Raw genomic sequence first — 25,453 nt, forward strand, 5'->3', positions numbered from 1 at the left:
GCGATTACGGCGCCCGATGACTTCAACCAAGCAAGGTAAGGCTAACCTAAACCCAAAGAGGTCAAGTCGGTCATGGAGCAGCTGCACAAGAAGGACGGTGGGGCGTGACCGTACTGGAGAAGACCGCGGCGCAGGCGGGCGGCGCGGCTGAATCCCCGCCGCGAAGACGGCACTCGGCCGCGTGGCTGATGACCGTCGGGCTGGTCGTGGGGCTGCTCGTCCTCGTGCCGGTCGCGGCCGGTGTCGGGGCCTATCCGATCCCGGTCGGGGATGTCCTCGGCTCCGTGCGGCACAAAGTCGGGCTCGGGGGCGGTGAGTTGGACCGGGTCGCCGAGTCGGTGCTGTGGAACGTGCGGTTCCCGCGGATCGTGCTCGCGCTGCTCGTCGGGGCCTCGTTGGGGTGCGCGGGGGCGTTGATGCAGGGCGTGTTCGGCAATCCGCTCGCCGAGCCGGGGGTCATCGGGGTCTCCTCGGGGGCGGCGGTGGGGGCGGTCGCGGCGATCGCGTTCGGGATCGACTTCCTCGGTACGTGGACGGTCTCGGCGTTCGCGTTCGTCGCGGGGCTCGGGACGGTGCTGCTGGTGTCGCGATGTCGCGGTCCGGGGGGCGTACCGAGGTCGTGACGCTGATTCTCACGGGGATCGCGGTGAACGCTGCCAAGCACCCCTCCACCTCCAAGGACCCCGCCATGAGACTCCTCCGCAACCGCCCCACTCCCCCGGCCCCCGCCGAGCCCGGGGACGTACTCGCCACGGCCGAAGGGCTCCACGTCCGTCTCGGACCCCGCGAAGTGCTGCATGGCATCGACATCACCGTCCGTGCCGGGGAGGTTCTCGCGCTCATCGGGCCCAACGGGGCCGGGAAATCCACCCTCCTCGGTGCGCTCGCCGCCGATATCGCGGCCGCCGACGGAGTCGTACGCATCCACGGCCGTCCCGCCACGGAGTGGTCCGCGCCCGAGCTAGCCCTGCGGAGGGCTGTCCTCCCTCAGTCGGCCTCCCTCTCCTTCCCCTTCAGCGTCGAGGACGTCGTCCGGATGGGACGCGCGCCCTGGGCCGCCGCCGCGCCCGACGACGATGACCGGGCCGTTGCCGAGGCCATGCGACAGACCGAGGTCGCCGCCTTCGCGTCCCGTCCCTTCGGCGCGCTGAGCGGCGGGGAGCGGGCCAGGGTCGCGCTCGCGCGGGTGCTTGCGCAGCGGGCTCCCCTGCTGCTGCTGGACGAGCCGACCGCGGCTCTCGACCTCAGGCACCAGGAGCTGGTGCTGCGGGTGTGCCGGGAGCGGGCGCGTGAGGGGGACGCCGTCGTCGTCGTGCTGCACGATCTGGGGCTCGCCGCCGCGTACGCGCACCGGGTCGCGATCCTGCGCGGCGGGCGGGTCGCCGCCGACGGGGCGCCGGAGGAGATCTTCGACGAGCGGCTGCTGTCGGAGGTGTACGACCAGCCCGTGGAGGTGTTTCCGCACCCTCGGACGGGGGCGCTGCTCGTAAACCCCGAGCGGAACCTTTGAATCTCCTTTGACCATTACTTGGGGTCCGTTTTGAGTCACCGTGATCGGGTCGTGCTCTTACACCGTCCATGAGAGGTGAATCACGGAACGACGGGGTATCACGCAGGTAAGGCTCGGTTAAGTTAGGTGAGCCTCACCGAACCGTGTGAGCCCTGTCACGTGATTTTTCAGCCATCGCCCGGGAGCCCGCATGCGAGCCGCCAGACTCTCCGCAGTCACCGCCACCGCCGTCGTGGCGGCCCTGACCGCCCTCACCGGGTGCACCGAGAAGGGCGGCTCCGGGGGCAGCGACGGCGTCATCAACGTGACCGCCACCGACAGCAAGTGCGACGTGTCGAAGAAGGAGTTCCCGGCCGGCCACGTCGAGCTCGCCATCGAGAACAAGGGCTCCAAGGTCACTGAGGTCTACATCCTCTTCCCGGACGACCGGGTCGTCACCGAGCGCGAGAACATCGGCCCGGGCACCAAGCAGACCGTCACCGCCGAGGTGAAGGCCGGCGACTACACGATCGCCTGCAAGCCCGGCATGAAGGGCGACGGCATCCGCCAGGACGTCAAGGCCACCGGCGGCACCGCCGCCAAGCGCGACCCCCGCCTCGACAAGGCCGTCGCCGCCTACCGCACATACGTACAGGCGCAGGCCGACGAGACACTGCCGCTCGCCGAGACCTTCGCCAAGGCGGTCAAGGACGGGGACATCGAGGCCGCGAAGAAGGCCTACGCCCCCTCCCGTATCGGCTGGGAGCGCACCGAGCCGGTCGCGGAGTCCTTCGGTGACATCGACCCGAAGGTCGACGTCCGCGAGGACGGCCTGGAGGACGGCCAGGACCCGGAGAAGGACTGGACCGGCTGGCACCGCCTGGAGCGCTCGCTCTGGAAGGACAAGAAGCTCACCGCCCGTGACTCCGAGCTCGCCGACCAGCTGGTCACCGACCTCAAGGACTGGCAGAACCGGGTCGGCAAGGCCGAGATCACCCCGACCTCCATGGCCAACGGCGCCAAGGAGCTCCTCGACGAGGTCGCCACCGGCAAGGTCACCGGCGAGGAGGAGCGCTACTCGCACACCGACCTCGTCGACTTCAAGGCCAATGTGGAGGGCGCGGAGAAGTCGTACGAGCTGCTGAAGGCGGTCGCCAAGGAGAACGACGCGGCCCTCACCACCGAGCTCGACAAGCAGTTCGCCGCGCTGGACACGCTGCTGGACAAGTACCGCGCGGACGAGACGTCTTACGACTTCACCTCGTACGAGAAGGTCGGCGAGGCCGACCGCAAGGAGCTGTCGGACGCGGTGAACGCCCTCGCGGAGCCGTTGTCCAAGCTCGCCGCCGCCGTCGTCGCCAAGTGAAGCAGGGGCAGCCCTCATGACCGAGACCTCCACGGGCGAGACCTCCACCGACGAGACCTCGCCCTCCCCTTCCCGCCGTTCGCTGATCGGCTGGGGCGGTGCCGGGCTCGCGCTCGGTGCCGCCGCGGCCGGCGGGGCGGTGGCGATGACCCGGACCGGCAACGACGTGGACCCCGCGGGCGCCGAGGCGGGGGCCGCCGTCGAGTTCCACGGCGGCCACCAGGCCGGTATCTCCACTCCCGTGCAGGACCGGCTGCACTTCGCCGCGTTCGACGTGAAGACCGAGGACCGCGCCGAGTTCGTGCAGATGCTCAAGGACTGGACGGCGGCCGCGCGGCGGATGACCGGCGGGCAGGCGGTCGGCGAGGGCGCCTTCGGCGGGCTGGCCGAGGCGCCGCCGGACGACACCGGTGAGGCGCTGGGGCTCAAGCCCTCGCGGCTCACCCTCACCATCGGCTTCGGGCCGTCGCTGTTCCGGAAGTTCGGGCTCGAAGGCGAACAGCCCGAGGGGCTCTTCGAGCTGCCCAAGTTCGCCGGGGACGCCCTCGACAAGAACCGCAGCGGCGGCGACCTGTGCATCCAGGCCTGCGCCGACGACCCGCAGGTCGCCGTGCACGCCGTCCGCAACCTGGCCCGTATCGGCTTCGGCAAGGTCGTCATCCGCTGGTCGCAGCTCGGCTTCGGGAAGACCTCTTCCACGACGCCGGAGGAGCAGACCCCGCGCAACCTCATGGGGTTCAAGGACGGCACCCGCAACATCGCGGGGACCGAGACGGACCGGCTGAAGAAGTTCGTGTGGGTCTCCGGCCAGGAAGGGCCCGACTGGATGGTCGGCGGGTCCTATCTCGTCGCGCGCCGTATCCGGATGCACATCGAGACCTGGGACCGCACCTCCCTGCAGGAGCAGGAGGACATCTTCGGCCGCGACAAGGGCGAGGGCGCCCCGGTCGGCAAGGCCAAGGAGCGCGACAAGCCGTTCCTGAAGGCGATGCTGCCCGACGCGCACGTCCGGCTCGCGCACCCCGACTCCAACCACGGGGCGACGATCCTGCGCCGCGGCTACTCCTTCACCGACGGCACGGACGGGCTCGGGCGGCTCGACGCCGGGCTGTTCTTCCTCGCGTACCAGCGCGATGTGCGCAAGGGGTTCGTGCAGATCCAGCGCAACCTCGCCCCGGACGCGCTCAACGAGTACATCCAGCACGTGGGTTCGGCGGTCTTCGCCGTCCCGCCCGGCGTCCGTGACAAGGACGACTGGTGGGGCAGCACGCTGTTCTCCAAGGAGGCGTAGCCGTGTTCAGCAACTATCTGATCGGTCTGCGCGAGGGCCTGGAGGCCTCACTCGTCGTCTGCATCCTCATCGCCTATCTGGTGAAGACGGAGCGCAGGGACGCGCTGAAGCCCATCTGGATCGGCATCGCGGTCGCGGTCGCGATCGCGCTCGGCTTCGGCTGCGCGCTCGAATTCGGCTCCCAGGAGCTGACGTTCAAGGCGCAGGAGGCGCTCGGCGGCTCCCTGTCGATCCTCGCGGTCGTCCTGGTGACGTGGATGGTCTTCTGGATGCGGCGCACCGCCCGGCACCTGAAGGCGGAGCTGCACGGCAAGCTGGACGCGGCCCTGCAGATGGGCACCGGCGCGCTGGTCGCCACCGCGTTCCTCGCGGTCGGCCGGGAGGGTCTGGAGACGTCCCTGTTCGTGTGGGCGTCGGTGCACGCGGCCGGTGACGGGACGCCGCGCCCGCTGATCGGTGTGGGGCTCGGCATCGCCAGTGCGGTCGTGCTGGGCTGGCTCTTCTACCGGGGCGCGTTGAAGATCAACCTCGCCAAGTTCTTCACGTGGACCGGCGGCATGCTGGTCGTCGTGGCGGCGGGCGTGCTGGCGTACGGCTTCCATGATCTCCAGGAGGCCGACTGGCTGCCGGGCCTGAACGACAAGGCCTTCGACATCTCCGGGGCCATCCCGCCGGACAGTTGGTACGGCACCCTGCTGAAGGGCGTCTTCAACTTCCAGCCGGACCCGACCGTGCTCCAGGTCACGGTGTGGCTGCTGTACCTGGTCCCGACGCTCGCGCTGTTCCTCGCCCCGGTAGGGTTCGCCTCCGGGAAGGGGAAGGTGAAGGCATCCGATGAGCAGGAATCGCAGCCCTCGAAGGCTCCGCAATCTTGACCGGAGGGTGCTGACAGCGGCCTCGGTGACCGCTTTGTCGCTGACGGCGAGCGGGTGCGTGGTGGTCCACGGGGAGCGCGAGGTGCTCCCCGCGACGACCAAGGCCGAAGCCGCCGAGGCGCTCCGGGAGTTCACGACCGCGTACAACAAGGCCGACAAGGCGTACGACAGTTCCCTGGACGCGGACCAGGTCACCGGCCCCCTCGCCGACATCGACGCGGCGCGGCTGAAGGCGGGCAGGGCCAACAGCCCGCAGGGCAACACGGCGCACACCCCGCTGAAGCTGTCCGACGCGAAGTACACCATCCCCAAGAAGGCGGGCTGGCCGCGCTGGTTCGTCGCCGACACCGCCGCGAACAAGGGCGGCACCGCGCGCTGGCTGTTCGTGTTCACGCGCGACGGCCTCAACGAGCCGTTCCAGGTGGCGTATCTGACGCTCGTCGCACCGGACGACGTACCGGAGTTCAAGACGGACACGGACGGCTGGGCGGAGGCCGTCCCCGCGAACTCGACGGAACTGTCCGTCGCCCCGCGGCAGTTGAGCCAGGACTACGCGACCTATCTGGAGAGCGGCGAGGGGAAGACCTTCGCGGCGGGCGCCCACACCAGCGGATGGCGCACGCAGCGCACGAAGGACGCCAAGAAGCCGGGACGGGCCACGCAGTACATCGACGAGTCGCTGACGAACGGTGACTACGCCCCGCTGGCGCTGCGCACGAAGGACGGCGGCGCCCTGGTGTTCTTCACCACGCGGCACTTCATGAAGCAGACCGCCTACGCGGGCACCACGCTCCCCGACCAGAACGCGGCCGTCGACGCGCTGACGACCGGCGAGGTCAAGCAGTCGCTGACGATGGAGTTCGTCTCCAACGAGGTCGCCCTGGACCCGGCGAAGGGTACGGACGGCGGGCAGGTGTCGGTGCTGGGGCGGATCCAGGGACTGACGGCGGCGAAGGGCGAGTAGCCCCCTCCGGGAGGTGCTTCAGCCGCGCGAGGGCCAGGCCGTGGAGGCGTGGTCCCGGTCCTCGCCGGCCCAGCGGGCGCCTGCGTCGGTGAGGATCTCCAGCAGGCTCAGCGGGTCGGGCAGGGGGTGCTCCGGGCCGCGTACCCAGTGCACGGTCCGACCGTCACCGGGCAGCCGGGCGGGCGGTACGAGGACGTAGGAGCCGCGGCAGTGCCAGCGGAGCCCCGGGTGCTCGTCCATCGTCTCGGGGTGGCAGTCCAGCTCGCACGGCCACCACTCGTCCTCGTCCTCGGGGGTGCCGCGGGTGAGGGTGAAGAACATCAGCCGGCCGTCGGTCTCGGCGACCGGGCCGACCTCGATACCGGAGGCGAGCAGCCGCTCCAGGGCCTCGCGGCCGGCGTCGAGGGGCATGTCCAGGACGTCGTGCACCATGCCGGTGGCGGTGATGAAGTTGGCCTGCGGCTGGTGCCGGGCCCAGCGCTCGATCTGGGCGCGGTCGGTGGTGGACTGCGTCTGCCAGGCGAAGGAGACGGGGTGCCGGGCGGGGGTGGGACAGCCGACTCGGTCGCAGGAACAGCGGTAGCCGGCCGGGTGCGCGGCGGGCGCGAGAGGCAGTCCCGCCCCGGCGGCAGCCAGCAGCAGGGCCTCACGGCCGCCGTCGTCGGCGGCGTCCTTCGGGCGGCGTCCACGCAGCCATTGGGTGAGTTTGCCCTGCAGGCCGGTCCGGCCGCCGAACTCCTGGCTCATGTATCGCCTCGCCTCGCTGTGGTGCGGACAGCACTCTATGGTCCCACCATCCTGCGCTCCCGGTGGCCGGAGCCGACAACCGGGGTAGGCGGGACAGGGCGTACCGGGGAGGAGGATCGGGTGAAATCCTCCTCTTTGAGAGGATTTAGAACCCCGGCGCCCCTACCGTGGTCGTCATGGTCACGAGGATCGCGCTGACGGGCCTGGCTTCGGCGGCTTCCCTGGTCTCGCTGCTGGGACCGACGATCCCGCTGGAGTGGGGGCCCGGACCGCTCACAGTGGATTCGCTGCCGCGTGTGACATACGTCGCTCATCGCGGCGGCGCCCGTGAGGTGCCCGAGAACAGCCTGACGGGGCTCATGGCCGCCTATGGGCGCGGTACGGCCCACGTGCTGGACTTCGACACCCGCATGCTGAGCGACGGCACGCTCGTCGTGATGCACGATCCGCTGCTGAACCGCACGACGTATCTGGGCGGCGAGGTGCACAAGCTGAACGTGCGGGAGTGGCAGGGCGTACGGGTGCGTCCCAAGGCACCCCTCCCCGGCAGCTGGCGGTCGGAGCGGCCGCCCACCGTGGCCCAGGTGCTGGATCTGCTGGGCGGCCTGTGGCGCTCGGCGCAGCAGCTGCGCACCGACCGTCCCGAGCGGTGGCGGTCCTTCGTGGACGTCCTGGACGTCGACTACAGGGCGCGTGACGCGGACCTGGTCCGGGCGGTGAACTCCGGTGTCCGGCGGGTGTGGGCGCACACCGTGGTGACGTCGGCGCAGCGGGACCGGGTGCTGGGGCTGGGCTGTGACGGGGTGATCACGGATACGCCGGGGCGGCTGGCGCGGGCGCCTCAGCGGGTGGCTCAGCGCGGGGCGAGACCGTAGAGGGCGTAGTCGACGAGGGTGTCGGTGTACGTGTGGTCGATGGGGCCGGTGTGCTGGAGCCAGCGCTGGGCGAGGGGCGAGACGACGAGCTCCAGGGCGATGCGCGGGTCGATGTCCGGGCGTACGTCGCCGGTGTCCTGTGCGGAGCGCAGACGGTCGACGTAGAGCTGGAGCGAGGGCTCGAGCAGCTTGGCTACGAGTTCCCGGCCGAGCTGCTCGTTGACGACGCCTTCCGCGGCGAGCGCCCTGGACGGTACCTCGAAGCGGGGGTCCCTCAGCTCGTCGACTGTGGCGCGCAGTACGGCCTTGAGGTCGGCGGCGAGGTCGCCCGTGTCCGGGAAGGCGTACGACTCCTGGCCGGCCTCGCGTGCGGACTGTTCGCCGAGGTCGAGGAAGGCCTCCATCAGCACCTCCGCCTTCGACGACCACCACCGGTAGATCGTCTGCTTGCCGACGCCTGCGCGGGCCGCGATGCCCTCGATGGTGGTCTTGGGGTAACCGACCTCCCCCACGAGCGCGAGGGCGGCGTCATAGATGGCGCGACGGGACTTCTCGCTGCGGCGAGTGGTGTCGGGGACGGGCTGCTTGACCATGGCCCGACGGTAGCAGCCGAGTGAGACGCCCCGTCTCGCCGAACCCGGGCGTTCCTCGCCCCCGCCGCCCGGGGCTCCGCCCCCTGGACCCCCCTCCTCAAACGCCGGAGGGGCTGAGAAACCCAGCCCGTCCGGCGTTTGAGGACGAGGCCCGTTCAGGGCCGACGCGGGGGTCTGGGGGCGCAGCCCCCAGGGTGGGACGGGTAGGGGCGGCGGGGGCGAGAAAAGTCCCGCGCTACGGCAGTGGGGGCCAGGGGTCGCCCCAAGCCGCGTTTCTCGCCGCCTTGTACAGGTCACCGTGCCGCTTCGTCACCGTCGTGCGGGACAGTTGCTCGTCCGTCTCGCAGAGGTCCAGCAGGACCTGGCCCTTGCGGATCTGGGGGCGGCGGATGACACGGGAGGCGGCCGGGGCGACCGGGAAGCGGGCCGCGGCGACGTAGCTGAACTTCTCGTCCTCGTAGGGCAGGGAGCCGCCCTTGACCTGCCGGTGCAGGGACGAGCGGCTGACCCGTGTCGAGAAGTGACACCAGTCCTCGCCGGGGACGATGGGGCAGGCCGCGCTGTGCGGACAGGGAGCCGCCACCCGGAAGCCGGCCGCGATCAGATGGTCGCGAGCCTCGATCACCCGGGCGTATCCGTCCGGCGTACCGGCCTCGACGATCACCACGGCCTGCGCGGCCCCCGCGGCGGCATCGACGAGAGCGGTGCGGTCGGCGGGAGTGAGTTCGTTCAGGACGTAGGACACCGTGACGAGGTCCGTGCTCTCGAGCGCGAGGGAGGATCCGATCCGCGAGCGTCGCCAACTCGCACCCTCCAGCGCCGGGTTCGCCACGGCGATCTCCCGGCCGAGGGCCAGCGCGGGCTCCGCCCAGTCGAGGACCGTGACCGACCGCGCACCGGACCAGGTGGCACTGACCGCCCAGGTCGCCGCCCCGGTCCCCCCGCCGACGTCCACATGACTCCCCGGCACCCACTGCGGCACCGCGTCCGCGAACGCGTCCAGTGCCGAGCGCACCGCCTCGAAGGTGGCCGGCATCCGGTACGCGGCGTACGCGGCGACGTCCGCCCGGTCCCGGAGGATGGGCGCGTCGGTCGGGGTGGCCCCGCGGTAGGTGGCGATCAGCCGGTCGACGGCCTGCGCGGCCTGCTTCGGGGGCAGTCCGTCGAGGACGGTGGCAAGGGTGGCGCGAAGGGTCTCGGCCGGGGATACGGGGGCGTTCACCCGGCGATTCTAGGTCGCCCGGAACCCGCCCCGAACGCCCCGCCCTCACACGCCGGACAGGCTGGTGGGGCGGACCGCGCGCGCCAGACGGGTGGCCCCCGCCGCTCTCGGTCTGCTGTCCGGTGGCCGTCTTCGGGGGTGGACCGCGTTCGACAGCAGCACCAGGAAGGTGTCCGTCGCCCGGTCCAGGACCAGGGAGGTTCCGGTGAAGCCGGTATGGCCCGCGGCCCCCCGTCCCGCCAGCTCGCCCATGAACCACGGCTGGTCGATGGCGAAGCCCAGGCCCGGTGGGGTCAGCATGAGTTCGACGAAGTCGGGGCCGAGGATGCGGGCGGGGCCGTAGGAGCCGCCCGCCAGCAGGGCGCGGCAGAAGACGGCCAGGTCACGGCCGGTGGAGAAGAGACCGGCGTGGCCCGCCACTCCGCCCAGCGCCCACGCGTTCTCGTCGTGGACGACACCCCGCAGCATCCCCCGGTCCGCCTTCGCCCAGGGCCGCCGCTGGTACTCGGTCGCCGCCGCCCCGGGGCACGGCCCGAACCCGGTCGCCGTCATCCCCAGCGGCCGTGTGATGCCGTCGTGGACGAGGGTGTCGAGGCCCCGGCCGGTGATGCGTTCCAGGACGTGCTGCAGGAGGAGCAGGTTCACATCCGAGTACATGTAGGTGCCGGGTACGCCGATCGGGGGCTCGGACCGCAGCAGCTCCAGCCGTTCCGCGTCGTCCGCGCAGTCGTACAGCGGGAGTTCGGGGCGGAGTCCGGAGGTGTGCGTGAGCAGCTCCCGTACCGTCACCCCGTGCTCGGCCGCCGCCCGGAAGTCCGGCAGATACGCGCCCACCCGGGCGTCGATGCCGAGGGTGCCGCGTTCGATCTGCTGCATCGTGGCGACGGCGGTGAACAGCTTGGTGAGGGAGGCGAGGTCGAAGGGGGTCGCGACCGTCATCGGGACGCGTGCCTTGCGGGGCAGTTCCACTCCCGCGTCGGCCTCGGGGTCGTAGGAGGCGTACCGGACCGCCCAGCCCGCCGCCTCCTCGACGGCGATCACCGGGCCGCGTCCGGCGACCACGACGGTGCCGGCCGCCCAGGGGCGCTCGCCGGTGGTGAGGTCGTGGACCTCCTGGGCGAGCTGTTCGAGTTCCCCGGGGTCGAGTCCGGCCCGTTCCGGTGTGTCGCTGCGCAGTCTCGGCGCGCTCAGTTCTCTACTCCCTCCGCGCTCGCACGTCTGTTCCAAGGACGGCACATTCCCATGAAACAGGCAAGCGCTACCAGTGCCGACACGACTTGGACCACGGCCATCGGTACGGCGGTGTCCTCCCCGGCGACCCCGACCAGCGGCGAGGCGATGGCCCCGATGAGGAAGGAGGAGGTGCCGAGCAGGGCGGAGGCGGAGCCCGCGGAGTGCTTGGTGCGCAGGAGGGCGAGGGACTGGGCGTTGGGCAGGGTGATGCCCATCGCCGACATCAGGACGAAGAGGGCGGCGGCCACGGCCACCAGGCCGGGCTCGCCGAACACGCCCAGGGACATCAGCAGCAGCGCGATCGCGGCGGCGATGACGATCGCGAGCCCCGCGCCCAGCACCTTCTCCAGGCTGACCCGACCGACCAGCACCTTGCCGTTGATCTGGCCGACGACGACCAGGCCCACCGAGTTCAGCCCGAAGAGCAGGCTGAAGGTCTGCGGCGAGGCCCCGTAGATCTCCTGGATCACGAACGGCGAGGCCGAGATGTACGCGAACAGCGCGGCGAAGGCGAAGCCGCCCGCGAGCATGAAGCCGGTGAAGGGGAGGTCGGCGAGCAGGGTGCCCATGGACCTCAGGGCCTCGCCGACCCCGCCGACATGGCGCCGCTCCACCGGGAGGGTCTCGGGCAGCCGGGCCCACACCAGCACGGCCAGCAGCGCGCCGACGACCGTCAGCACCACGAACACGCCCCGCCAGTCCGTCACCCGCAGGATCTGGCCGCCGATGACGGGCGCGACGATCGGGGCGACCCCGCCGATCAGCATGAGGGTGGAGAAGAAGCGGGCCATGGCCACACCGTCGTAGAGATCGCGTACGACGGCCCGCGCGATCACTATCCCGGCCGCGCCCGCCAGCCCCTGCGTCAGCCGGAAGGCGACCAGGGTCTCGACGGTGGGCGCCAGGGCGCACAGAGCGGTGGCGAGGACGTAGACCACCAGACCGACGAGCAGCGGCCGGCGGCGGCCCCAGCGGTCGCTCATGGGGCCGACGACGAGCTGGCCGAGGGCCATGCCGAGCAGACAGGCGGTGAGAGTGAGCTGGACCGTCGCGGCGGGCGCGTGCAGGGAGTTCGTGACCTCCGGGAGCGAGGGGAGGTACATGTCCATCGCCAGCGGAGGCGTGGCGGTGAGGCCGCCGAGGGTGAGGGTGACGACCCAGCCGGTGCGGCGCGTGGCACGAGTGGGCGGCTGCGCCGGTGCCGCAGCCGCCTGTTCCAGGTTCGATGTCGATGCCCCGCTGTCGGGCATGTGCACCTCCCTCCGAGTCCGATCCGCCACCTATGCTCTCAGCTCGTACACAGTGGCGAGTGTCACGCGAGCGAGGATGGGCGCGGGGATGACGGAGCAGAGGGTGCGCTGGGGAATCCTGGCGACCGGTGGGATCGCGGGGGCGTTCACGGCGGATCTGGTGGATCTGCCGGATGCGGAGGTCGTGGCGGTGGCCTCGCGGAGCGAGGAGTCGGCGAAGGCGTTCGCGGAGCGGTTCGGGATCGAGCGGGCGTACGGCGAGTGGGGCGCGCTGGCCGAGGACGCGGACATCGATGTCGTCTACGTCGCCACCCCGCACTCGGCACACCGGGCGGCCGCCGGTCTGTGCCTGGAGGCCGGGCGGAACGTGCTGTGCGAGAAGGCGTTCACGCTGAACGCGCGCGAGGCGGAGGAGCTGGTCGGGCTCGCGCGGGAGCGCGGGAGCTTCCTGATGGAAGCCATGTGGATGTACTGCAATCCCCTGATACGGCGGCTCAAGGCGCTGGTGGACGACGGCGCGATCGGCGAAGTGCGCAGCGTCCAGGCCGACTTCGGGCTGGCGGGCCCCTTCCCGCCCAGCCACCGTCTGCGCGACCCGGCACAGGGCGGCGGCGCACTCCTTGACCTCGGTGTGTACCCGATGTCGTTCACCCAGCTGCTGCTCGGGGAGCCGTCGGACATCGCGGCCCGCGCGACGCTCTCCGACGAGGGCGTCGACCTCCAGACGGGAGCCCTGCTCTCCTACGACGGCGGCGCGCTCGCCTCGGTGCACTGCTCGATCATCGGCGGTACGGCGACCTCGGCGTCGGTCACCGGTTCGCTGGGCCGTATCGACGTGCCGTACGGCTTCTTCTTCCCGGACCGGTTCGTGCTGCACCGGGACGGCCGTGACCCCGAGGAGTGCAAGGCCGAGGCCGGTCCCCGCAACAGCCTCAAGCACGAGGCCGTCGAGGTGATGCGCGCGCTGCGGGCCGGCGAGACCGAGTCGCCGCTCGTCCCGCTCGACGGCACGCTCGCGGTGATGCGGACGATGGACACGGTCCGCGAGCGCATCGGGGTCCGCTACCCGGGCGAGGCCGTCGGGGAGACCGTCACGCCGGCGTGAGGCCCTGGTTCCCCACCTCCGTGACGAAGGAGGCGACCGTGGCGATCGGGGCCCCGGGCGTGGTGACGTACGGCAGGGTCTTGAAGTCGGCGCGTGCCTGGGCCCGGTCGAGGGTGACGGTCGTGTAGCCGCGCCGGCCGTCGTAGAACCTCAGATGCGGGTTGGCGGTCGTGTACGTGGTCCAGTTCGAGGGTTTCTCGGTGCCGTCCTTGCCGCTGGCGACAGAGGTGGTGACGATCTCGGTACCGAGGGTGCGGGAGGCCGGGTCCTCGAAGTCGTCCTTGATGTCGAAGGCGTACCCGGCGTGCAGGTCGCCGGTGAGGACCATCAGGTTCTGCACCCCGGCCGCCTTCGCGCCGTCGAGGATGCGGCGGCGGGCCGCCGGGTAGCCGTCCCAGGCGTCCATGGCGACCGCGGCCACGGGGTTGAGATCCATCCGGCGTCGCGAGAAGCAGACCTGCTGGGGCACCACGTTCCACAGGGCCTGTGAGGTGCTCCAGCCATCCAGGAGCCAGCGTTCCTGGGCGGCGCCGGTCATCGTCCGGGTGGGGTCCTCCGACTCGGGCCCGGGAAGGTGCTTGGCGCCGCCGTAGGCCTGGTCGGAGCGGTACTGGCGGGTGTCGAGGACGTCGATCTGGGCCAGCTGGCCCCACTGGAGCCGTCGGTAGAGCTGCATGTCGGGGCCGACGGGCAGCTGGGGGAGGCGGAGCGGCTGGTTCTCCCAGTAGGCGCGGTAGGCGGCGGCGCGGCGCAGCAGGAATCGCTCTGGCGGGACGGCGTTCTCGGGGATGGAGGCGGCGTAGTTGTCCTCGGTCTCGTGGTCGTCGAAGGTAACCACGAAAGGGTGCATGGCGTGTGCGGCCCGCAGATCGGGGTCGGTCTTGTAGAGGGCGTAACGCAGCCGGTAGTCCTCCAGCGTGCCGGTCTCGTGGTCGAACAGGGCCGGCAGCACCCGGTCGGTGTACGCACGGGCGCCGCCGACCGAGTCGACGGCGTACTCGTAGAGGTAGTCGCCGAGGTGGAGAACCAGGTCGACGTCGTCCTCGGCGAGGTGACGGTGGGCCGTGAAGTAGCCGTCGTGGTAGGCCTGGCAGGAGACGGCGGCCACAGTCAGGGAGGAGACCGGGCTGTCGGCGGCGGGCGCCGTGCGGGTGCGGCCGGTCTCGCTGAGCCAGTCGCCCGCTCGGAAGCGGTAGTAGTGGACGCGGCCGGAGGCAAGGCCCTCGGCCCCGACGTGCACGGTGTGGTGGAACTCCGGGTGCGCGACGGCTGTGCCCCTGGCGACGACCGTCGCGAACGTCTCGTCCTCGGCCACCTCCCAGTCGACGTCGACGCGTTCGGCGGGCAGTCCGCCGTCGGGCTGGTAAGGAGCGGGCGCGAGCCGGGTCCACAGGACGACCGAGTCGGGCAGTGGCTCTCCCGAGGCGACGCCCAGCGTGAAGGGGAAGTCGTCGATGCGCGCCGCGTCGAGTTGGGCGGCGGCCGCCGTACCGGTCGCAGGCAGGTCCACGGCGAAGGCGAGTGCGGCGGCCGCGGCGGTCAGACCCAGGAAGCGACGGCGGCTGGGGGTCCCCCCTCTGGGGGAGCGGTGGGCGGCAGCGCACGGTTCACGGCTGTGCCGGGGCGACCGGCCTGGTGTGATGGTCATTCTTTCCTCCCGTCACAGTTGAGGGAGGGCAAGGGCGCGGGCCCGGCGCCGACACACGCTCACGGGGGTGGCAGCACCCGGATGGCGGACAGATGCTTCCGTATCGCGGAGGCTCACCTACGCTGCGCGCTCATGGACACGAGAAATGCGAGGACTGCCGTGGTGACCGGCGCGGGTTCCGGGATCGGCCGCGCGGTCGCCGTGGAGCTGCTGCGTACGGGCTGGTCGGTGACGCTGGCAGGGCGGCGGACCGAGACGCTGGAGGAGACGGCGGCACTCACGCCCGAGGGCGCCTGTCTCGCCGTACGGACGGACGTCTCACGGCCCGATGACGTGGCCGCGCTGTTCGCCGCGACCGTGGAGCGGTTCGGGCGGGTGGACCTGCTGTTCAACAACGCGGGGACGTTCGGTCCCGGCGGGGTGCCCGTCGAGGAGCTGCCGTACGACGCGTGGCGGCACGTGGTGGACACCAACCTCAACGGGGCGTTCCTGTGCGCGCAGGCGGCGTACCGGCAGATGAAGGAGCAGGATCCGCAGGGTGGGCGGATCATCAACAACGGTTCGATCTCCGCCCATACGCCGCGTCCGCACTCCGTCGCCTACACCGCGACCAAGCACGCCCTGACCGGCCTCACCAAGTCGCTGTCCCTGGACGGGCGGCCGTACGGCATCGCGGTCGGGCAGATCGACATCGGGAACGCGGCGACCGACATGACCGCGCGGATGCGGGCCGGTGCGTTGCAGGCCAACGGCGAGGTCGCGCCGGAGCCCGTGATGGACGTCGCCGACGTCGCGCGCACGGTGCGGCACATGGCGGAGCTGCCGCTGGAGGCGAACGTGCAGTTCGCGACCGTGCTGGCGACGGCGATGCCGTACGTCGGGCGTGGTTGAGGTCTCAATCTGCACAAGCGGAATATGAACATCCGGTCCATATGGGCCGGTGGCGGACTTATGCTCTACATCTCCTCCATCAGAGCTTCACATTTGGAACAAGGCACTTACGCAGACCAAACCGAGGGGGGAGACGGCAGTCGTTCCACCGCACCGGATGGGGGTGGGCTCCGCGCGGGACCGCGGAGTACGCGCCGGTGGGTGGAACGGCTGCCGCGCACTTTCTCAGCTCTTGCACATCCCTTCTCAGGCCTTGCACATCCCTTACTCACGGCTCCGCAATGCAAGGTCCCTACCTTGAGGCAGCGCCCACAGCGGGCGCCAAGAACCTCTGAGGAACGGGATGTTTGGCATCTATCTCAAGCGCGAGCTGGGCCGGCGCAAGAAGGCCGCCCTGGTCATCGCACTGGGTCTGGCGCTCGGTATCGCGCTGGTCATCACCGTCAACTCGGTGTCGGCCGGCATGTCTCAGGCTCAGGACAAGGTCCTGAAGTCGCTGTACGGCCTCGGCACCGACATGACGGTCACCAAGGCCAGGTCGGCGCCGACCGACAACAGCTCGGGCAGACCGAACTTCGAATTCGACGCCAGTTCCAACGACAGCGACGACAAGCAGAGCTCCGACCGTGTGATGACGCAGGGCGGCCAGGCCCTCAAGGCCGCGCTCGTCGCCAAGGTCGCCAAGCAGGAGGGCGTGGCGAACGCGGTCGGCGCGATCACCCTCAACGTCACCAAGGTCGACGGCTCCTTCACGCAGGGCAAGGCACAGTCCACGACCGGCAGCGGTCAGTCCCAAGGCCAGGGCGGCCCCGGCGGCAGCGGCGGCAACAGCACGGCGGCCCCCCAGGTGCAGGGCGGCGGCGCCTCGTTCGACGTGAACTCCTACTCGGTCGCCGGCGTCGACGTCACCGACCAGACCCTCGGCCCGCTGGCCGGCATGGAGATCACCTCCGGCAAGACCTTCACGGCCTCGCAGACCGACGCGAAGGTCGTGGTGCTCAGCAAGTCGTACGCCAAGGAGAACTCGTACAAGGTCGGCAAGACCCTCAAGATCTCCGGCACCAAGTACACGATCATCGGTATCGCGACGGCCTCCAGCAGCGAGTCCACCACCGATGTCTACCTGCCGCTGAAGCAGGCCCAGACGCTGGCCGACGCCAAGAACCAGGTCACCACGATCTACGTCAAGGCGACCGACTCGAAGCAGATCGACTCGGTCAAGTCGACGATCCAGAAGAACATCTCCGGTACGACGGTGACGACCTCGGCCGATCTCGCGGAGACCGTCTCCGGCTCCCTGTCCACCGCCTCCAACCTCGCGACCAGCGTCGGCAAGTGGCTGTCCATCGCGGTGCTCGCCGCCGCCTTCCTGGTGGCCGCGCTGCTGACCTCCTCGGCGGTGTCCCGCCGGGTGCGTGAGTTCGGCACGCTGAAGGCGCTCGGCTGGCCGAGCCGCCGGGTGACCCGGCAGGTCGTCGGCGAGTCGATGGTGAACGGTCTGATCGGCGGCGCCCTCGGTATCGGCCTCGGCCTCGCGGCCGCGTACACCGTCACCTCGATCAGCCCCAAGCTGACCGCGCAGCTCGGCAGCTCCGGCGGCGGTGACGGCATGGGCGGCGGCCCCGGCGGCGGCGGTCCGGGCCAGCAGTCCACGCAGAACACCATGGAGATCGCGCTGTCCGCGCCCGTCTCGCTGACCACCATCGCCCTCGCGGTGGGCCTGGCGGTGACCGGCGGTCTGATCGCCGGCGCGATGGGCGGCTGGCGCGCCTCCCGGATGCGGCCTGCGGACGCGCTGCGCAGCGTGTCCTGACCCTGCCCCGAGCCGGGGCGCCGTGTCCGTTCCCCCCGGGTCGCGGCGCCCCGCCCCCCTTACTTATGGAGAGCACCCCATGTACAGACTGACCGGCGTCACCAAGCGCTACTCGCGGGGCAAGGACACGGTGGAGGCGCTGCGCGGCGTCGACCTCACCATCGAGGACGGCGACCAGCTCGTCATCCAGGGCCCCACCGGTGGCGGCAAGTCCACCCTGCTGCAGATGATCGGCGGCCTGGACCGGCCGACCGAGGGCAGTGTCGAGCTGGACGGCGTCGACCTCGCGAAGATCAGCGAGGCGAAGCTGACCCGGCTGCGGGCGGAGAAGATCGGCATCATCTTCCAGTCCTTCAACCTCATCCCGACGCTCACCGCCCAGGAGAACGTCGAGACGGCCCTGGTCCCGCTCGGCGTGAAGCCGGCCGAACGGCGCGAGCGGGCGGCCGAGGCACTGCGCTCGGTCGGCCTCGGCGAGCGGCTCAGCCACGCGCCGTCGGAGCTGTCCGGTGGTCAGCAGCAGCGGGTGGCCATCGCCCGCGCGCTGGTGAAGAAGCCGAAGGTGCTCCTCGCCGACGAGCCCACGGGCAACCTCGACGAGGGCACCCGTGACGACATCATGGCGCTGCTGGAAGGGCTGTGGCACGAGTACGGGCTGACCTTCATCATGGTCACCCATGACTCGTCGATCGCGAAGAAGTCCCCGCGTCTGGCCACCATCAAGGCGGGGCAGATCACGCTGACGGATCAGCGGCAGCAGTATGCGCAGCAGTTCGGCGGGCAGGGGTACTAGCCGTCGTTCGTCCGCGGGTGCGTGGGGGCTGGTCGCGCCCACGCGGCTGAGCCGCATTTCGATACAGCCCCGCGCCCCTTTAGGTTGGGTCGCTCACCGTTCGAGAATCTGGTTGACCTCGGTCAACTGCTCTACGGTGAGCGGCCCTTTCTCGATCGCGCCCGCGTTCTGCTCGGCCTGGGCCACGGAACGGAAGCCCGGGATCGGGATCGTGCGCGGGCTGCGGGCCCAGATCCAGGCCAGGGCGCCCTGGGCGAGGGTGCGGCCTTCGCTGGTGAGGATGTCCTTGAGCGCGTCGATCCGGGCGAGCCACTGCGGGTCGGCCTCGGAGCCGCCCCCGAAGCCCGGGAGCCAGGCCGGCGGCCTGCTGCGGATGTCGCCGGCGTCCTGCGGCCCTTGACGCTTCCCGGCCAGCAATCCCATTGCCAGCGGGCTGCGGTTGATGCTCGCGAGTCCCAAGTCCTCGCACAGCGCCAGCATTTCAGGGGCGTCCTGCATGACATTCAGCGCGTGCTGCACGGCCGCACAGTGCTCGCCCTCCGCGAAGACGGCGGCGCGGGCGGGGTCGTCGGTGCTCCAGGCGTAGGCGCGGATGAGCCCTTCGCGTACGAACTCCTCGCAGATCTCGCGGAGTCGGGCGCCATGGGTGGGGTGGGCGTCGGAGAGATGGAACTGGTAGAGGTCGACGTAGTCGGTGCCGAGGCGGGCGAGGGACGCGGTGAGGGCCTCGCGGGCGTACTCCTCGGAGGCGTCCTGGCCGTTGAGGACGCGGGTGTCCTCGTCGAAGAGGTTGCCCCACTTGGTGGCGACGACCACGTCGGCGCGGCGCTTGCCGAGGGCGCGGCCGAGGATCCGCTCGCTGTGCCCGGTGCCGTAGACGTCGGCGGTGTCGAAGAAGGTCACGCCGAGGTCGAGGGCGCGGTGGATCGCCCGTACGGACTCGTCGTCGTCTACCTTGCCCCAGCCGAGGGGCTGTCCGCCGAGGTCGGACCACTCACCGCCGATGGCCCAGCAGCCGAAGCCGAGAGGGCTGACCTCTATGCCGCCACGGCCCAAAGTCCTGTTCGTCTCCATGGGTCGAGACGCTAGGGCTTGGAGCGCACTTCAAGGCAAGGGCTTTCGCGGAACCTGTCGGGCCTCGCTATGCCTGGCCGGTCTCGAAGCGGGTGATCTTGTCGCCGTCGACCTCGAAGTGCCACTTGGTGCGCATCTCGCCCCAGGTGTCGTTGCTGTAGCGGGCGATGAGGTCGTGGCCGCCGCGGGACTCGTTGTCGACCTCCATGTGACCGTGGGAGGAGAAGATCTCCCGGTCGGTCCAGTCGTCGAGGTCACGGTCGGAGCCGTCGTCCGACATCGTCGCGCCGGGGGCGAGGAGGGCCATGAAGCCGTCGCGGTCGTGCGCGTTGACGGCGTTGACGAAGGCGCGGACCGCGGGGTCGCTGAGTTTGCCGGTCTGAATCGTCATGGCAGCCAGACTCACACCGCTCCCCCGGGCCCGCCACCCGAACGGCGGCGCGGGTGACTCCGAGAGGTGTCAGGAGTGCGACGGTGGAAACGCGAGGGGGATGTTTCGTCCATCTCTTACGGGAGTCATCGTGACCTCACACGCCTCTTCCTACGACCGACGCGATCTGGGCCTGCTGTTGCTCCGGCTGGGTACCGGGGGCGTGCTGGCCGCCCACGGCGCGCAGAAGCTGTTCGGCTGGTTCGGCGGCCACGGCATCGAGGGGACCGGCCAGTTCATGGAGTCCGTCGGCTACTCGCCCGGCAAGGCGAGCGCCACCGCGGCGGGCCTCGCGGAGGCGGGCGGCGGCACGCTGCTGGCCCTGGGCCTGGCGACACCTGCGGCGGGCGCGGCGGCGGCCGGTGCGATGGCGGGGGCGTCCACCGTCCACACGCCCAACGGCTTCTTCAACGCCGAGGGCGGCTTCGAGTACGCGGCGACCCTGGGCCTCGCGGCGACGGGGCTCGCGATCGCGGGTCCGGGACGTCTCTCCCTCGACCACGCCATCGGGCACGTGTTCGACCGGGGTTGGATGGTCCCCACGGCACTCGCGGTGACGGCGGCGGCCACGGCGGTGGTCGTGGGGGCGCGCAACCGCAGGCTCCAGGAGAAGGAGCGGGAGGAGCAGGCGGAGCAGTTCGATGCGCAGGAGGCGTTGTTCGGGGAGTAAGGACGGCACGGGCGGCTGTCGGGGCACGGGTCGGCTGTCGGGGCACGGAGCCGGGGCACGGGCCGGGCCCGGAGGAGGATGCACCGCCGGGCCGAAGGGCGACGCAGGCCCAGCCATCTCGCTCGCCGCCATCACGTGGGGTTTCGCAGCCCGCGCACAGTCACTTCCCGGCTTCCGCCTAGGATGACCCCCGTGAACGGCCCCGAGCACCACCCCGCATCGCCGCCCCGGTGGCGGTGGCGGGCGCTGCTCGTGCTGGCTCTGCTGGCGGGGCTCATGGGCATGCACGCCCTGGCACCGGGTGCGGCCGTCGCCGCCGAGCACCCGCACACCCCGCCGCCCATGGCCGCCGTCTCCGTCTCCGTGTCCGCGCCCCACGGCGACTGCGCCGGAGAGGGCCACTGCGGCTCGGGCCACGTCACGCATGCCGACACGACCTGTTCGGCGGCCTCGGTGAGCGGCGGGCCGACGCTGCCCGCGCTCGTGCCCGACGCGGTCGCCATCGTCGTACGAGACGAATCACCGCGCGCGTACGCCGGCTCCGACCCGGAAGGCGCCCGGGCGCCACCGTCGCTGGCGGAACTCCAACTCCTGCGGATCTAGACACCACGCCGCGCACCTCGGTGTGCGCATCGGCATGTCCAGATCCCTTTCATCCAGCAGGAGTTCAAGCATGAGCACCTCCCGTACACGCCGCGCTGCCCTCATGGCGGCGACCGTCACCGCCGCGCTCGTCCTGGCGGCCTGTGGTGACAGCGACAGCGACAGCGGCGACGCCGGCCATGGGAGCAGCCACGGCACCTCGTCGTCCCCGTCGGCCGACACCGCCGCCGCCCACAACGCCCAGGACGTCTCCTTCGCGCAGGGCATGATCCCCCACCACCGCCAGGCCCTCGAGATGGCGGGACTCGCCGCCGACCGGGCCTCGTCCGCCGAGGTGAAGTCTCTCGCCGCGCGCATCGAGAAGGCTCAGGACCCGGAGATCAAGACCATGTCCGGCTGGCTGAAGTCCTGGGGCGAGGAGATCCCGGAGGCGGGCGCGTCGATGCCCGGCATGGACCACGGCTCGCAGTCCGGCATGCCCGGCATGATGGACGACGCGGACATGGAGATGTTGGGGAAGGCCTCCGGCAAGGGCTTCGACACCATGTTCCTGACCATGATGGTCGAGCACCACGAGGGCGCGGTCGACATGGCCGAGACGGAGAAGACGAAGGGCCGGTACGCCGCTGCCACCGCCATGGCCGATGACATCATCACGGGCCAGACCGCTGAGATCACCGAGATGAACAAGCTCCTCGGCAAGGGCTGACCCGGTGAACCGGGGGAGGCCGACGGCCTCCCCCGGCTGTCAGTGGCGCATGCCAAGCTGCGCCCATGAACGATCGCGACACGACGGCCGACGTCTGGGCGGGCATCGACGCCCTGTGGACCTGGCTGGACACGAGCCAACCCCTGAGCGGCCAAGAAGCCCTCCTCCTACGGATGTTGAAACTGTCGGAGGAGGTCGGCGAGGTCGCCCAGGCGGTCATCGGAGCGACGGGCCAGAACCCGCGCAAGGGCACGACCCACACGTGGAAGGACGTCGAGAGCGAACTCTGCGATGTCGTGATCACGGCGCTGGTGGCGCTGCGGACGCTGACGCCGAATACGCGGGAAGTGTTCGACCGGCATTTGACGCGGGTCGTGGAACGGTCGCTGGGTGCGTCCTAGAGGACGGTCAGTCGCGCGCGTGGTGCGCCTTCATACGGCTGGTCCGCGAGGGCCGGCTTCGGTCACCTGATGGTCGACCTCACCCTCGTGGGACCGGTCCGCCTCACAAACCGTGCTGCTCCATCAGGCGCATCAGGTTCCGCTTTCGTCCGTGGGCGCCGCGTAGGGCAGTGACGTACGCGGTGAGCTCATCCTGCGTGCCCAGCAGGCGATGGCGTTCGCGGATGCTCACCAACAGGCCGACGAACTCCGCGTAGACCGCGTTGCCGGTCTGCCCGATGAGTGGCTGCGCCAGGCGCAGATAGACAGCGAGCGCGTCGGCGGGACGGGTGCCGCGGATCCGGTCGGCGAGCGCCAGCCACTGTCGGTCGTCGGCAGGTACCCACGCCCACGTTCGAAGGAGCGGGCGCCGGCCAGCGCTTTGAGTTTCGCTTCGGTGAGAATGCCGTCCATGGTCTTCCGCCCTGCTGCGGTGATGCACTTGCGGTTACGGTGCGTCAGCCTAGCTCCGGGATCAGTGACGACGCTGCGTGAAGGTCAGGCGAGAATTGCCGAACCGGGGCCCTTGTCGGGAAGAATGCCCCAACGATGATGTCGACGCCTTCCGGACCGGCACGGGCCGGGTACGCGCCCTTCGCCCACCTCACCGTGCCCAACGCCGCCTTGTACCGCCGGGTGATGGGCGCGTTCCTGGCCGCCAAGGAGCGCTTCGCGGTCCATCTGCGGCCCGAGGACGTGTTCGCGGCGCTGCCGCCGGAGCACCGGCCCGCCGAGCCGGAGGCGGTGATCAAGGCGTTGGACAGTCTCGTGGAGTGGGGCAATCTGCGGGCGGATCCGGATACCTCGCGGGTCACCGCGGTCGAGGACTTCTACCGCAAGCGCTTCATCTACCAGCTCACGCAGGCCGGCGAGGCCGCCGAGCTGGCGCTGTCCACCTATGACGAGGCGCTGGGGCGGCGCGGTGCGCTGCAGGCGGTGGCCCTGCACGACATCGTCACGCAACTGCGAGCCCTGTTGGTGATCGCCGCCGAGCAGGAGGAGGGCGAACCGGACGCGGCCAAGGCCCATCTGGCGCTGTCCGCGCTGACGAGCCGGTTCGAGGCGCTGGCGGAGAACGCGCGGGCGTTCATGGGCTCCCTGCAGCGCACCATCGACCTGCACGATGTGGAGGTCGAGGTGTTCCTCGCCTACAAGGATCGCCTCATCCAGTACCTGGAGCGGTTCATCCAGGACCTGATCACTCTGGGCGGGCGGATCGCCCTGCTGATCGGCGAGTTGGAGGGTCAGGGCCGGGCCGGTGCGCTCTTGCGGCTGGCGGCGGCGCGGGAGGCCGCCGATGCCGCCCCGGGCGAGGTCGAGAGTGCCGAGGCACAGGCGTACGCGCGGTGGGTGGCCCGGTGGTCGGGGCTGGCCGCCTGGTTCGTGTCGGCGGACGGCCGCGAGTCGCAGGCCCGCCTGCTGCGCGGACGCGCTCTCGGCGCGATCCCGCAACTGCTGGCAGTGGTGCGGCAGTTGAACGAGCGGCGGGCCGGGCGTTCGGACCGCTCGGCGGACTTCCGCACCCTGGCCCGCTGGTTCGCCGAGGCCCCCGACGACGCGGCGCGGCACCGGTTGTGGCGTGCCGCGTTCGGGCTGTATCCGGCACGGCACCTCACCGTCGACGCCGACACCCTCGAACAGCGTGCCGCCCGCCCGGTGGCCGCCGCCACTCCGTGGGCCGAGGCCGAACCCCTGCGGATCAGCCCGCAGTTGCGCCGCACCGGCAGCTACGAACGGCGCGGCAAGACCCGCCGGGTGCAGGACCGTTCCGAGCAGCGCAGGCGCCTGGCCGAGATCGCCGCCCAGCAGACGCAGGAAATCGCGGCCGCTCGCGCCCGCCTCGCGACGGACGGCACCACACGGCTGTCCGCACTGGGCGCACTCGACCCACTCGCCTTCGGCCTCTGTCTGCAACTGCTCGGCGACGCCCTGGCCACCTGGCGGCCGGGCATGACAGCCACCGTCGCGACCAGCAACGACGGCACGATGGAGATCCGGCTGACCGCCCTGGCGGACGGCACGACGGCCGAGATCCACACCCCCGGCGGCACCTTCCGCGGCCCCGACCACCTGGTCGAGATCACCGATCTCACCCGGACCGGTCAGGTGCGCGCCGAAGGCATTCCCACAGGAGGGGAGCGATGACCACACCCCTGGGCGAGGTGCTGGACAACCGGCGCGCCGCCGAGTTCCACAAGGCCGCCCGCGCTCTGCTGAAGGAGCCGCTGCTGCTGGCGCACGGACCGAACGCCGACGAGTTCCGCCTGGTACGTCGGCACGCCGGCGACCTGCGCGACTGGTTCGACCGCAACACCGGCTGGCCGCTGAGGGTGGACGCGGAGGCGGCCCGGCTGGGCCGGACACCGGGCACCCTGACCGACGCCACCCATCCGGCCCGCGAGGCCTCCCGCGCCCGCGCGCCCTTCACCCGCCGCCGCTATGTGCTGCTGTGCCTGGCGCTGGCCGCGCTGGAGCGGGGCGAGGCGCAGATCGCGCTCGGCCGGCTCGCCGAGCAGGTGGTCCTGGACGCCGCCGATCCCCAGCTGGCCGCCGCGGGGATCGAGTTCACGCTGGAGCGACGCGAGGAGCGGCTGGATCTGGCGGCGGTGGTACGGCTGCTCATGCGCTACGGGGTGCTGCGCCGGGTGGCCGGGGACGAGGAGGCCTACGTCAGCGGGGCGGGCGATGTGCTCTACGACGTCCAGCGCCGGGTGCTGGCCGGGCTGCTCGCCGCCCGCCAGGGGCCGTCGATGATCGGCGCCGACAGCTTCGAGGACCGACTGTCCGAACTGACCGCCGAAAGCGCCCTGGACAGCGACGACCTGCGTTTCCGTGCCATCCGCCAGCGGCTGACCCGGCGCCTGCTGGACGATCCGGTGCTGTACTACGACGAGTTGACCGACGAGGAGCTGGCCTACCTGACCCGGCAGCGTGCCTTCATCACCGCACGGATCACCGAACTGACCGGCCTGGTCGCGGAGGTACGGGCCGAGGGCATCGCCATGGTCGACCCGCTGGACGACCTGACCGACGTCCGCATGCCCGAGCAGGGCACCCACGGGCACGTCACCCTGCTGCTCGCCGAGCACCTCGCGAGCGCGGGCGGCGCCGTCGACCGTGCGGAGTTGGAGGGCAGGGTGCGGAAACTGGCCGTCGAGCACGGCGGGTTCTGGTCCAAGAGCGCCAAGCAGCCGGGAGCGGAGAGCGAGTTGGTGGATCAGGCACTGGCCAAGCTGACCGCGCTGGGCCTGGTCACCGCCGTGCCCGGTGGCGTCGTCCCACTGCCGGCGCTGGCCCGGTACGCGGTCGGCGAAACCGTCGTACAAGAACCGGGTGTCCCCCGCCCCCGCACCTCTGAGCGAAAGGCGTGAT

24 protein-coding genes and 2 pseudogenes are annotated in these 25,453 nt (G+C 71.0%); 17 read left to right on the forward strand and 9 right to left on the reverse strand.

Annotated features, from left to right (window positions below):
* Window positions 1–188: 188 nt before the first annotated feature.
* The 6 genes and pseudogenes from OHU89_RS15915 to OHU89_RS15940 all read left to right on the forward strand — a co-directional run.
* Window positions 189–655: pseudogene (locus tag OHU89_RS15915) on the forward strand (iron chelate uptake ABC transporter family permease subunit); the annotation flags it as partial.
* A gap of 33 nt (window positions 656–688) precedes the next feature.
* Complete coding sequence (locus OHU89_RS15920) at window positions 689–1,510, forward strand: heme ABC transporter ATP-binding protein (RefSeq protein ID WP_405654509.1); 822 nt, start codon at window positions 689–691, stop codon at window positions 1,508–1,510.
* Between the two features lie 190 nt (window positions 1,511–1,700).
* Entirely contained in the window at window positions 1,701–2,855 is a 1,155-nt protein-coding gene (gene efeO / locus OHU89_RS15925) for an iron uptake system protein EfeO (RefSeq protein WP_405643381.1), read from the forward strand.
* Window positions 2,856–2,871: 16 nt separating this feature from the next.
* On the forward strand, window positions 2,872–4,146 hold the full coding sequence (gene efeB / locus OHU89_RS15930; protein WP_365406169.1) for an iron uptake transporter deferrochelatase/peroxidase subunit: 1,275 nt from the start codon (window positions 2,872–2,874) through the stop codon (window positions 4,144–4,146).
* 2 nt (window positions 4,147–4,148) lie between these two features.
* Window positions 4,149–5,021: an iron uptake transporter permease EfeU gene (efeU, locus tag OHU89_RS15935; RefSeq protein ID WP_405643384.1), complete on the forward strand. Its 873-nt coding sequence runs from the start codon at window positions 4,149–4,151 to the stop codon at window positions 5,019–5,021.
* A complete protein-coding gene (locus OHU89_RS15940; protein ID WP_405643387.1) occupies window positions 4,981–5,985 on the forward strand; it encodes a hypothetical protein in 1,005 nt (334 codons plus the stop codon). Before efeU ends, OHU89_RS15940 begins: the two co-directional genes overlap by 41 nt.
* An 18-nt stretch (window positions 5,986–6,003) precedes the next feature.
* On the opposite strand, the gene OHU89_RS15945 is transcribed toward OHU89_RS15940, so the two are convergent.
* Window positions 6,004–6,732 carry a bifunctional DNA primase/polymerase gene (locus tag OHU89_RS15945; protein WP_405643390.1) on the reverse strand — a complete coding sequence of 243 codons (729 nt, stop codon included), beginning with the start codon at window positions 6,730–6,732 and terminating at the stop codon, window positions 6,004–6,006.
* Window positions 6,733–6,908: 176 nt separating this feature from the next.
* Between OHU89_RS15945 and OHU89_RS15950 the strand changes: the two genes are divergently transcribed.
* Window positions 6,909–7,607 carry a glycerophosphodiester phosphodiesterase gene (locus OHU89_RS15950; protein ID WP_405643393.1) on the forward strand — a complete coding sequence of 233 codons (699 nt, stop codon included), beginning with the start codon at window positions 6,909–6,911 and terminating at the stop codon, window positions 7,605–7,607.
* Here the strand turns inward: OHU89_RS15950 and OHU89_RS15955 are convergent.
* The 4 genes from OHU89_RS15955 to OHU89_RS15970 all read right to left on the reverse strand — a co-directional run bounded on the left by OHU89_RS15955 (window position 7,586) and on the right by OHU89_RS15970 (window position 11,905).
* Window positions 7,586–8,200: a TetR/AcrR family transcriptional regulator gene (locus OHU89_RS15955; protein WP_267016093.1), complete on the reverse strand. Its 615-nt coding sequence runs from the start codon at window positions 8,198–8,200 to the stop codon at window positions 7,586–7,588. The genes OHU89_RS15950 and OHU89_RS15955 overlap by 22 nt on opposite strands.
* A gap of 235 nt (window positions 8,201–8,435) precedes the next feature.
* Complete coding sequence (locus tag OHU89_RS15960; RefSeq protein WP_405643396.1) at window positions 8,436–9,422, reverse strand: small ribosomal subunit Rsm22 family protein; 987 nt, start codon at window positions 9,420–9,422, stop codon at window positions 8,436–8,438.
* A 45-nt stretch (window positions 9,423–9,467) separates the two neighbouring features.
* Window positions 9,468–10,658, reverse strand: a complete 1,191-nt coding sequence (locus OHU89_RS15965; protein WP_405643399.1) for a serine hydrolase domain-containing protein — start codon at window positions 10,656–10,658, stop codon at window positions 9,468–9,470.
* Entirely contained in the window at window positions 10,610–11,905 is a 1,296-nt protein-coding gene (locus tag OHU89_RS15970) for a multidrug effflux MFS transporter (protein WP_405643402.1), read from the reverse strand. Before OHU89_RS15970 ends, OHU89_RS15965 begins: the two co-directional genes overlap by 49 nt.
* An 88-nt stretch (window positions 11,906–11,993) precedes the next feature.
* Here OHU89_RS15970 and OHU89_RS15975 point away from each other — a divergent pair, with 88 nt between their 5' ends.
* Window positions 11,994–13,010, forward strand: coding sequence for a Gfo/Idh/MocA family protein (locus OHU89_RS15975; RefSeq protein WP_405643404.1), 1,017 nt, complete (start codon window positions 11,994–11,996; stop codon window positions 13,008–13,010).
* Here OHU89_RS15975 and OHU89_RS15980 read toward each other — a convergent pair.
* Window positions 12,997–14,658, reverse strand: coding sequence for an alkaline phosphatase D family protein (locus tag OHU89_RS15980; protein ID WP_405643407.1), 1,662 nt, complete (start codon window positions 14,656–14,658; stop codon window positions 12,997–12,999). The genes OHU89_RS15975 and OHU89_RS15980 overlap by 14 nt on opposite strands.
* 132 nt (window positions 14,659–14,790) lie before the next feature.
* Between OHU89_RS15980 and OHU89_RS15985 the strand changes: the two genes are divergently transcribed.
* From OHU89_RS15985 to OHU89_RS15995, 3 genes are all read left to right on the forward strand, one after another.
* Window positions 14,791–15,549: an SDR family oxidoreductase gene (locus tag OHU89_RS15985; protein WP_405643409.1), complete on the forward strand. Its 759-nt coding sequence runs from the start codon at window positions 14,791–14,793 to the stop codon at window positions 15,547–15,549.
* 343 nt (window positions 15,550–15,892) lie between these two features.
* The gene (locus tag OHU89_RS15990; RefSeq protein WP_405643411.1) at window positions 15,893–17,362 is read left to right on the forward strand and encodes an ABC transporter permease; all 1,470 of its coding nucleotides are present in this window, start codon (window positions 15,893–15,895) and stop codon (window positions 17,360–17,362) included.
* A gap of 79 nt (window positions 17,363–17,441) precedes the next feature.
* The gene (locus OHU89_RS15995; RefSeq protein WP_266893267.1) at window positions 17,442–18,155 is read left to right on the forward strand and encodes an ABC transporter ATP-binding protein; all 714 of its coding nucleotides are present in this window, start codon (window positions 17,442–17,444) and stop codon (window positions 18,153–18,155) included.
* Between the two features lie 93 nt (window positions 18,156–18,248).
* On the opposite strand, the gene OHU89_RS16000 is transcribed toward OHU89_RS15995, so the two are convergent.
* Together OHU89_RS16000 and OHU89_RS16005 are read right to left on the reverse strand one after the other, a co-directional pair.
* Window positions 18,249–19,229 carry an aldo/keto reductase gene (locus tag OHU89_RS16000; protein ID WP_405643416.1) on the reverse strand — a complete coding sequence of 327 codons (981 nt, stop codon included), beginning with the start codon at window positions 19,227–19,229 and terminating at the stop codon, window positions 18,249–18,251.
* A gap of 67 nt (window positions 19,230–19,296) precedes the next feature.
* Entirely contained in the window at window positions 19,297–19,620 is a 324-nt protein-coding gene (locus tag OHU89_RS16005) for a nuclear transport factor 2 family protein (protein WP_405643419.1), read from the reverse strand.
* Between the two features lie 100 nt (window positions 19,621–19,720).
* Between OHU89_RS16005 and OHU89_RS16010 the strand changes: the two genes are divergently transcribed.
* From OHU89_RS16010 to OHU89_RS16025, 4 genes are all read left to right on the forward strand, one after another.
* A complete protein-coding gene (locus OHU89_RS16010; protein ID WP_405643422.1) occupies window positions 19,721–20,329 on the forward strand; it encodes a DoxX family membrane protein in 609 nt (202 codons plus the stop codon).
* Between the two features lie 183 nt (window positions 20,330–20,512).
* Entirely contained in the window at window positions 20,513–20,932 is a 420-nt protein-coding gene (locus tag OHU89_RS16015; protein WP_405643425.1) for a DUF6153 family protein, read from the forward strand.
* 70 nt (window positions 20,933–21,002) lie between these two features.
* On the forward strand, window positions 21,003–21,641 hold the full coding sequence (locus OHU89_RS16020; protein ID WP_405643427.1) for a DUF305 domain-containing protein: 639 nt from the start codon (window positions 21,003–21,005) through the stop codon (window positions 21,639–21,641).
* A gap of 65 nt (window positions 21,642–21,706) precedes the next feature.
* Entirely contained in the window at window positions 21,707–22,042 is a 336-nt protein-coding gene (locus OHU89_RS16025) for a MazG-like family protein (protein WP_405643430.1), read from the forward strand.
* Window positions 22,043–22,145: 103 nt separating this feature from the next.
* Here OHU89_RS16025 and OHU89_RS16030 read toward each other — a convergent pair.
* A pseudogene (locus OHU89_RS16030) lies at window positions 22,146–22,418 on the reverse strand (hypothetical protein); the annotation flags it as partial.
* A 212-nt stretch (window positions 22,419–22,630) separates the two neighbouring features.
* Here OHU89_RS16030 and OHU89_RS16035 point away from each other — a divergent pair.
* Both OHU89_RS16035 and OHU89_RS16040 read left to right on the forward strand, forming a co-directional pair.
* The gene (locus OHU89_RS16035; protein WP_405643431.1) at window positions 22,631–24,226 is read left to right on the forward strand and encodes a TIGR02677 family protein; all 1,596 of its coding nucleotides are present in this window, start codon (window positions 22,631–22,633) and stop codon (window positions 24,224–24,226) included.
* Window positions 24,223–25,452, forward strand: coding sequence for a TIGR02678 family protein (locus tag OHU89_RS16040; RefSeq protein ID WP_405643434.1), 1,230 nt, complete (start codon window positions 24,223–24,225; stop codon window positions 25,450–25,452). Before OHU89_RS16035 ends, OHU89_RS16040 begins: the two co-directional genes overlap by 4 nt.
* The last annotated feature ends 1 nt before the right edge of the window (window position 25,453 follow it).

This window comes from Streptomyces sp. NBC_00019, from assembly GCF_045041015.1.
Taxonomy (GTDB): domain Bacteria; phylum Actinomycetota; class Actinomycetes; order Streptomycetales; family Streptomycetaceae; genus Streptomyces.

Excerpts from the sequence above, each read along its gene's own strand:
- OHU89_RS15920 (WP_405654509.1), top strand. The coding sequence starts at position 689 with ATGAGACTCCTCCGCAACCGCCCCACTCCCCCGGCCCCCGCCGAGCCC.
- efeO (WP_405643381.1), top strand. The coding sequence starts at position 1,701 with ATGCGAGCCGCCAGACTCTCCGCAGTCACCGCCACCGCCGTCGTGGCG.
- efeB (WP_365406169.1), top strand. The coding sequence starts at position 2,872 with ATGACCGAGACCTCCACGGGCGAGACCTCCACCGACGAGACCTCGCCC.
- OHU89_RS15940 (WP_405643387.1), top strand. The coding sequence starts at position 4,981 with ATGAGCAGGAATCGCAGCCCTCGAAGGCTCCGCAATCTTGACCGGAGG.
- OHU89_RS15945 (WP_405643390.1), bottom strand. The coding sequence starts at position 6,732 with ATGAGCCAGGAGTTCGGCGGCCGGACCGGCCTGCAGGGCAAACTCACC.
- OHU89_RS15950 (WP_405643393.1), top strand. The coding sequence starts at position 6,909 with ATGGTCACGAGGATCGCGCTGACGGGCCTGGCTTCGGCGGCTTCCCTG.
- OHU89_RS15955 (WP_267016093.1), bottom strand. The coding sequence starts at position 8,200 with ATGGTCAAGCAGCCCGTCCCCGACACCACTCGCCGCAGCGAGAAGTCC.
- OHU89_RS15970 (WP_405643402.1), bottom strand. The coding sequence starts at position 11,905 with ATGCCCGACAGCGGGGCATCGACATCGAACCTGGAACAGGCGGCTGCG.
- OHU89_RS15975 (WP_405643404.1), top strand. The coding sequence starts at position 11,994 with ATGACGGAGCAGAGGGTGCGCTGGGGAATCCTGGCGACCGGTGGGATC.
- OHU89_RS15980 (WP_405643407.1), bottom strand. The coding sequence starts at position 14,658 with ATGACCATCACACCAGGCCGGTCGCCCCGGCACAGCCGTGAACCGTGC.
- OHU89_RS15985 (WP_405643409.1), top strand. The coding sequence starts at position 14,791 with ATGGACACGAGAAATGCGAGGACTGCCGTGGTGACCGGCGCGGGTTCC.
- OHU89_RS15990 (WP_405643411.1), top strand. The coding sequence starts at position 15,893 with ATGTTTGGCATCTATCTCAAGCGCGAGCTGGGCCGGCGCAAGAAGGCC.
- OHU89_RS15995 (WP_266893267.1), top strand. The coding sequence starts at position 17,442 with ATGTACAGACTGACCGGCGTCACCAAGCGCTACTCGCGGGGCAAGGAC.
- OHU89_RS16000 (WP_405643416.1), bottom strand. The coding sequence starts at position 19,229 with ATGGAGACGAACAGGACTTTGGGCCGTGGCGGCATAGAGGTCAGCCCT.
- OHU89_RS16005 (WP_405643419.1), bottom strand. The coding sequence starts at position 19,620 with ATGACGATTCAGACCGGCAAACTCAGCGACCCCGCGGTCCGCGCCTTC.
- OHU89_RS16010 (WP_405643422.1), top strand. The coding sequence starts at position 19,721 with ATGTTTCGTCCATCTCTTACGGGAGTCATCGTGACCTCACACGCCTCT.
- OHU89_RS16015 (WP_405643425.1), top strand. The coding sequence starts at position 20,513 with ATGACCCCCGTGAACGGCCCCGAGCACCACCCCGCATCGCCGCCCCGG.
- OHU89_RS16020 (WP_405643427.1), top strand. The coding sequence starts at position 21,003 with ATGAGCACCTCCCGTACACGCCGCGCTGCCCTCATGGCGGCGACCGTC.
- OHU89_RS16025 (WP_405643430.1), top strand. The coding sequence starts at position 21,707 with ATGAACGATCGCGACACGACGGCCGACGTCTGGGCGGGCATCGACGCC.
- OHU89_RS16035 (WP_405643431.1), top strand. The coding sequence starts at position 22,631 with ATGATGTCGACGCCTTCCGGACCGGCACGGGCCGGGTACGCGCCCTTC.
- OHU89_RS16040 (WP_405643434.1), top strand. The coding sequence starts at position 24,223 with ATGACCACACCCCTGGGCGAGGTGCTGGACAACCGGCGCGCCGCCGAG.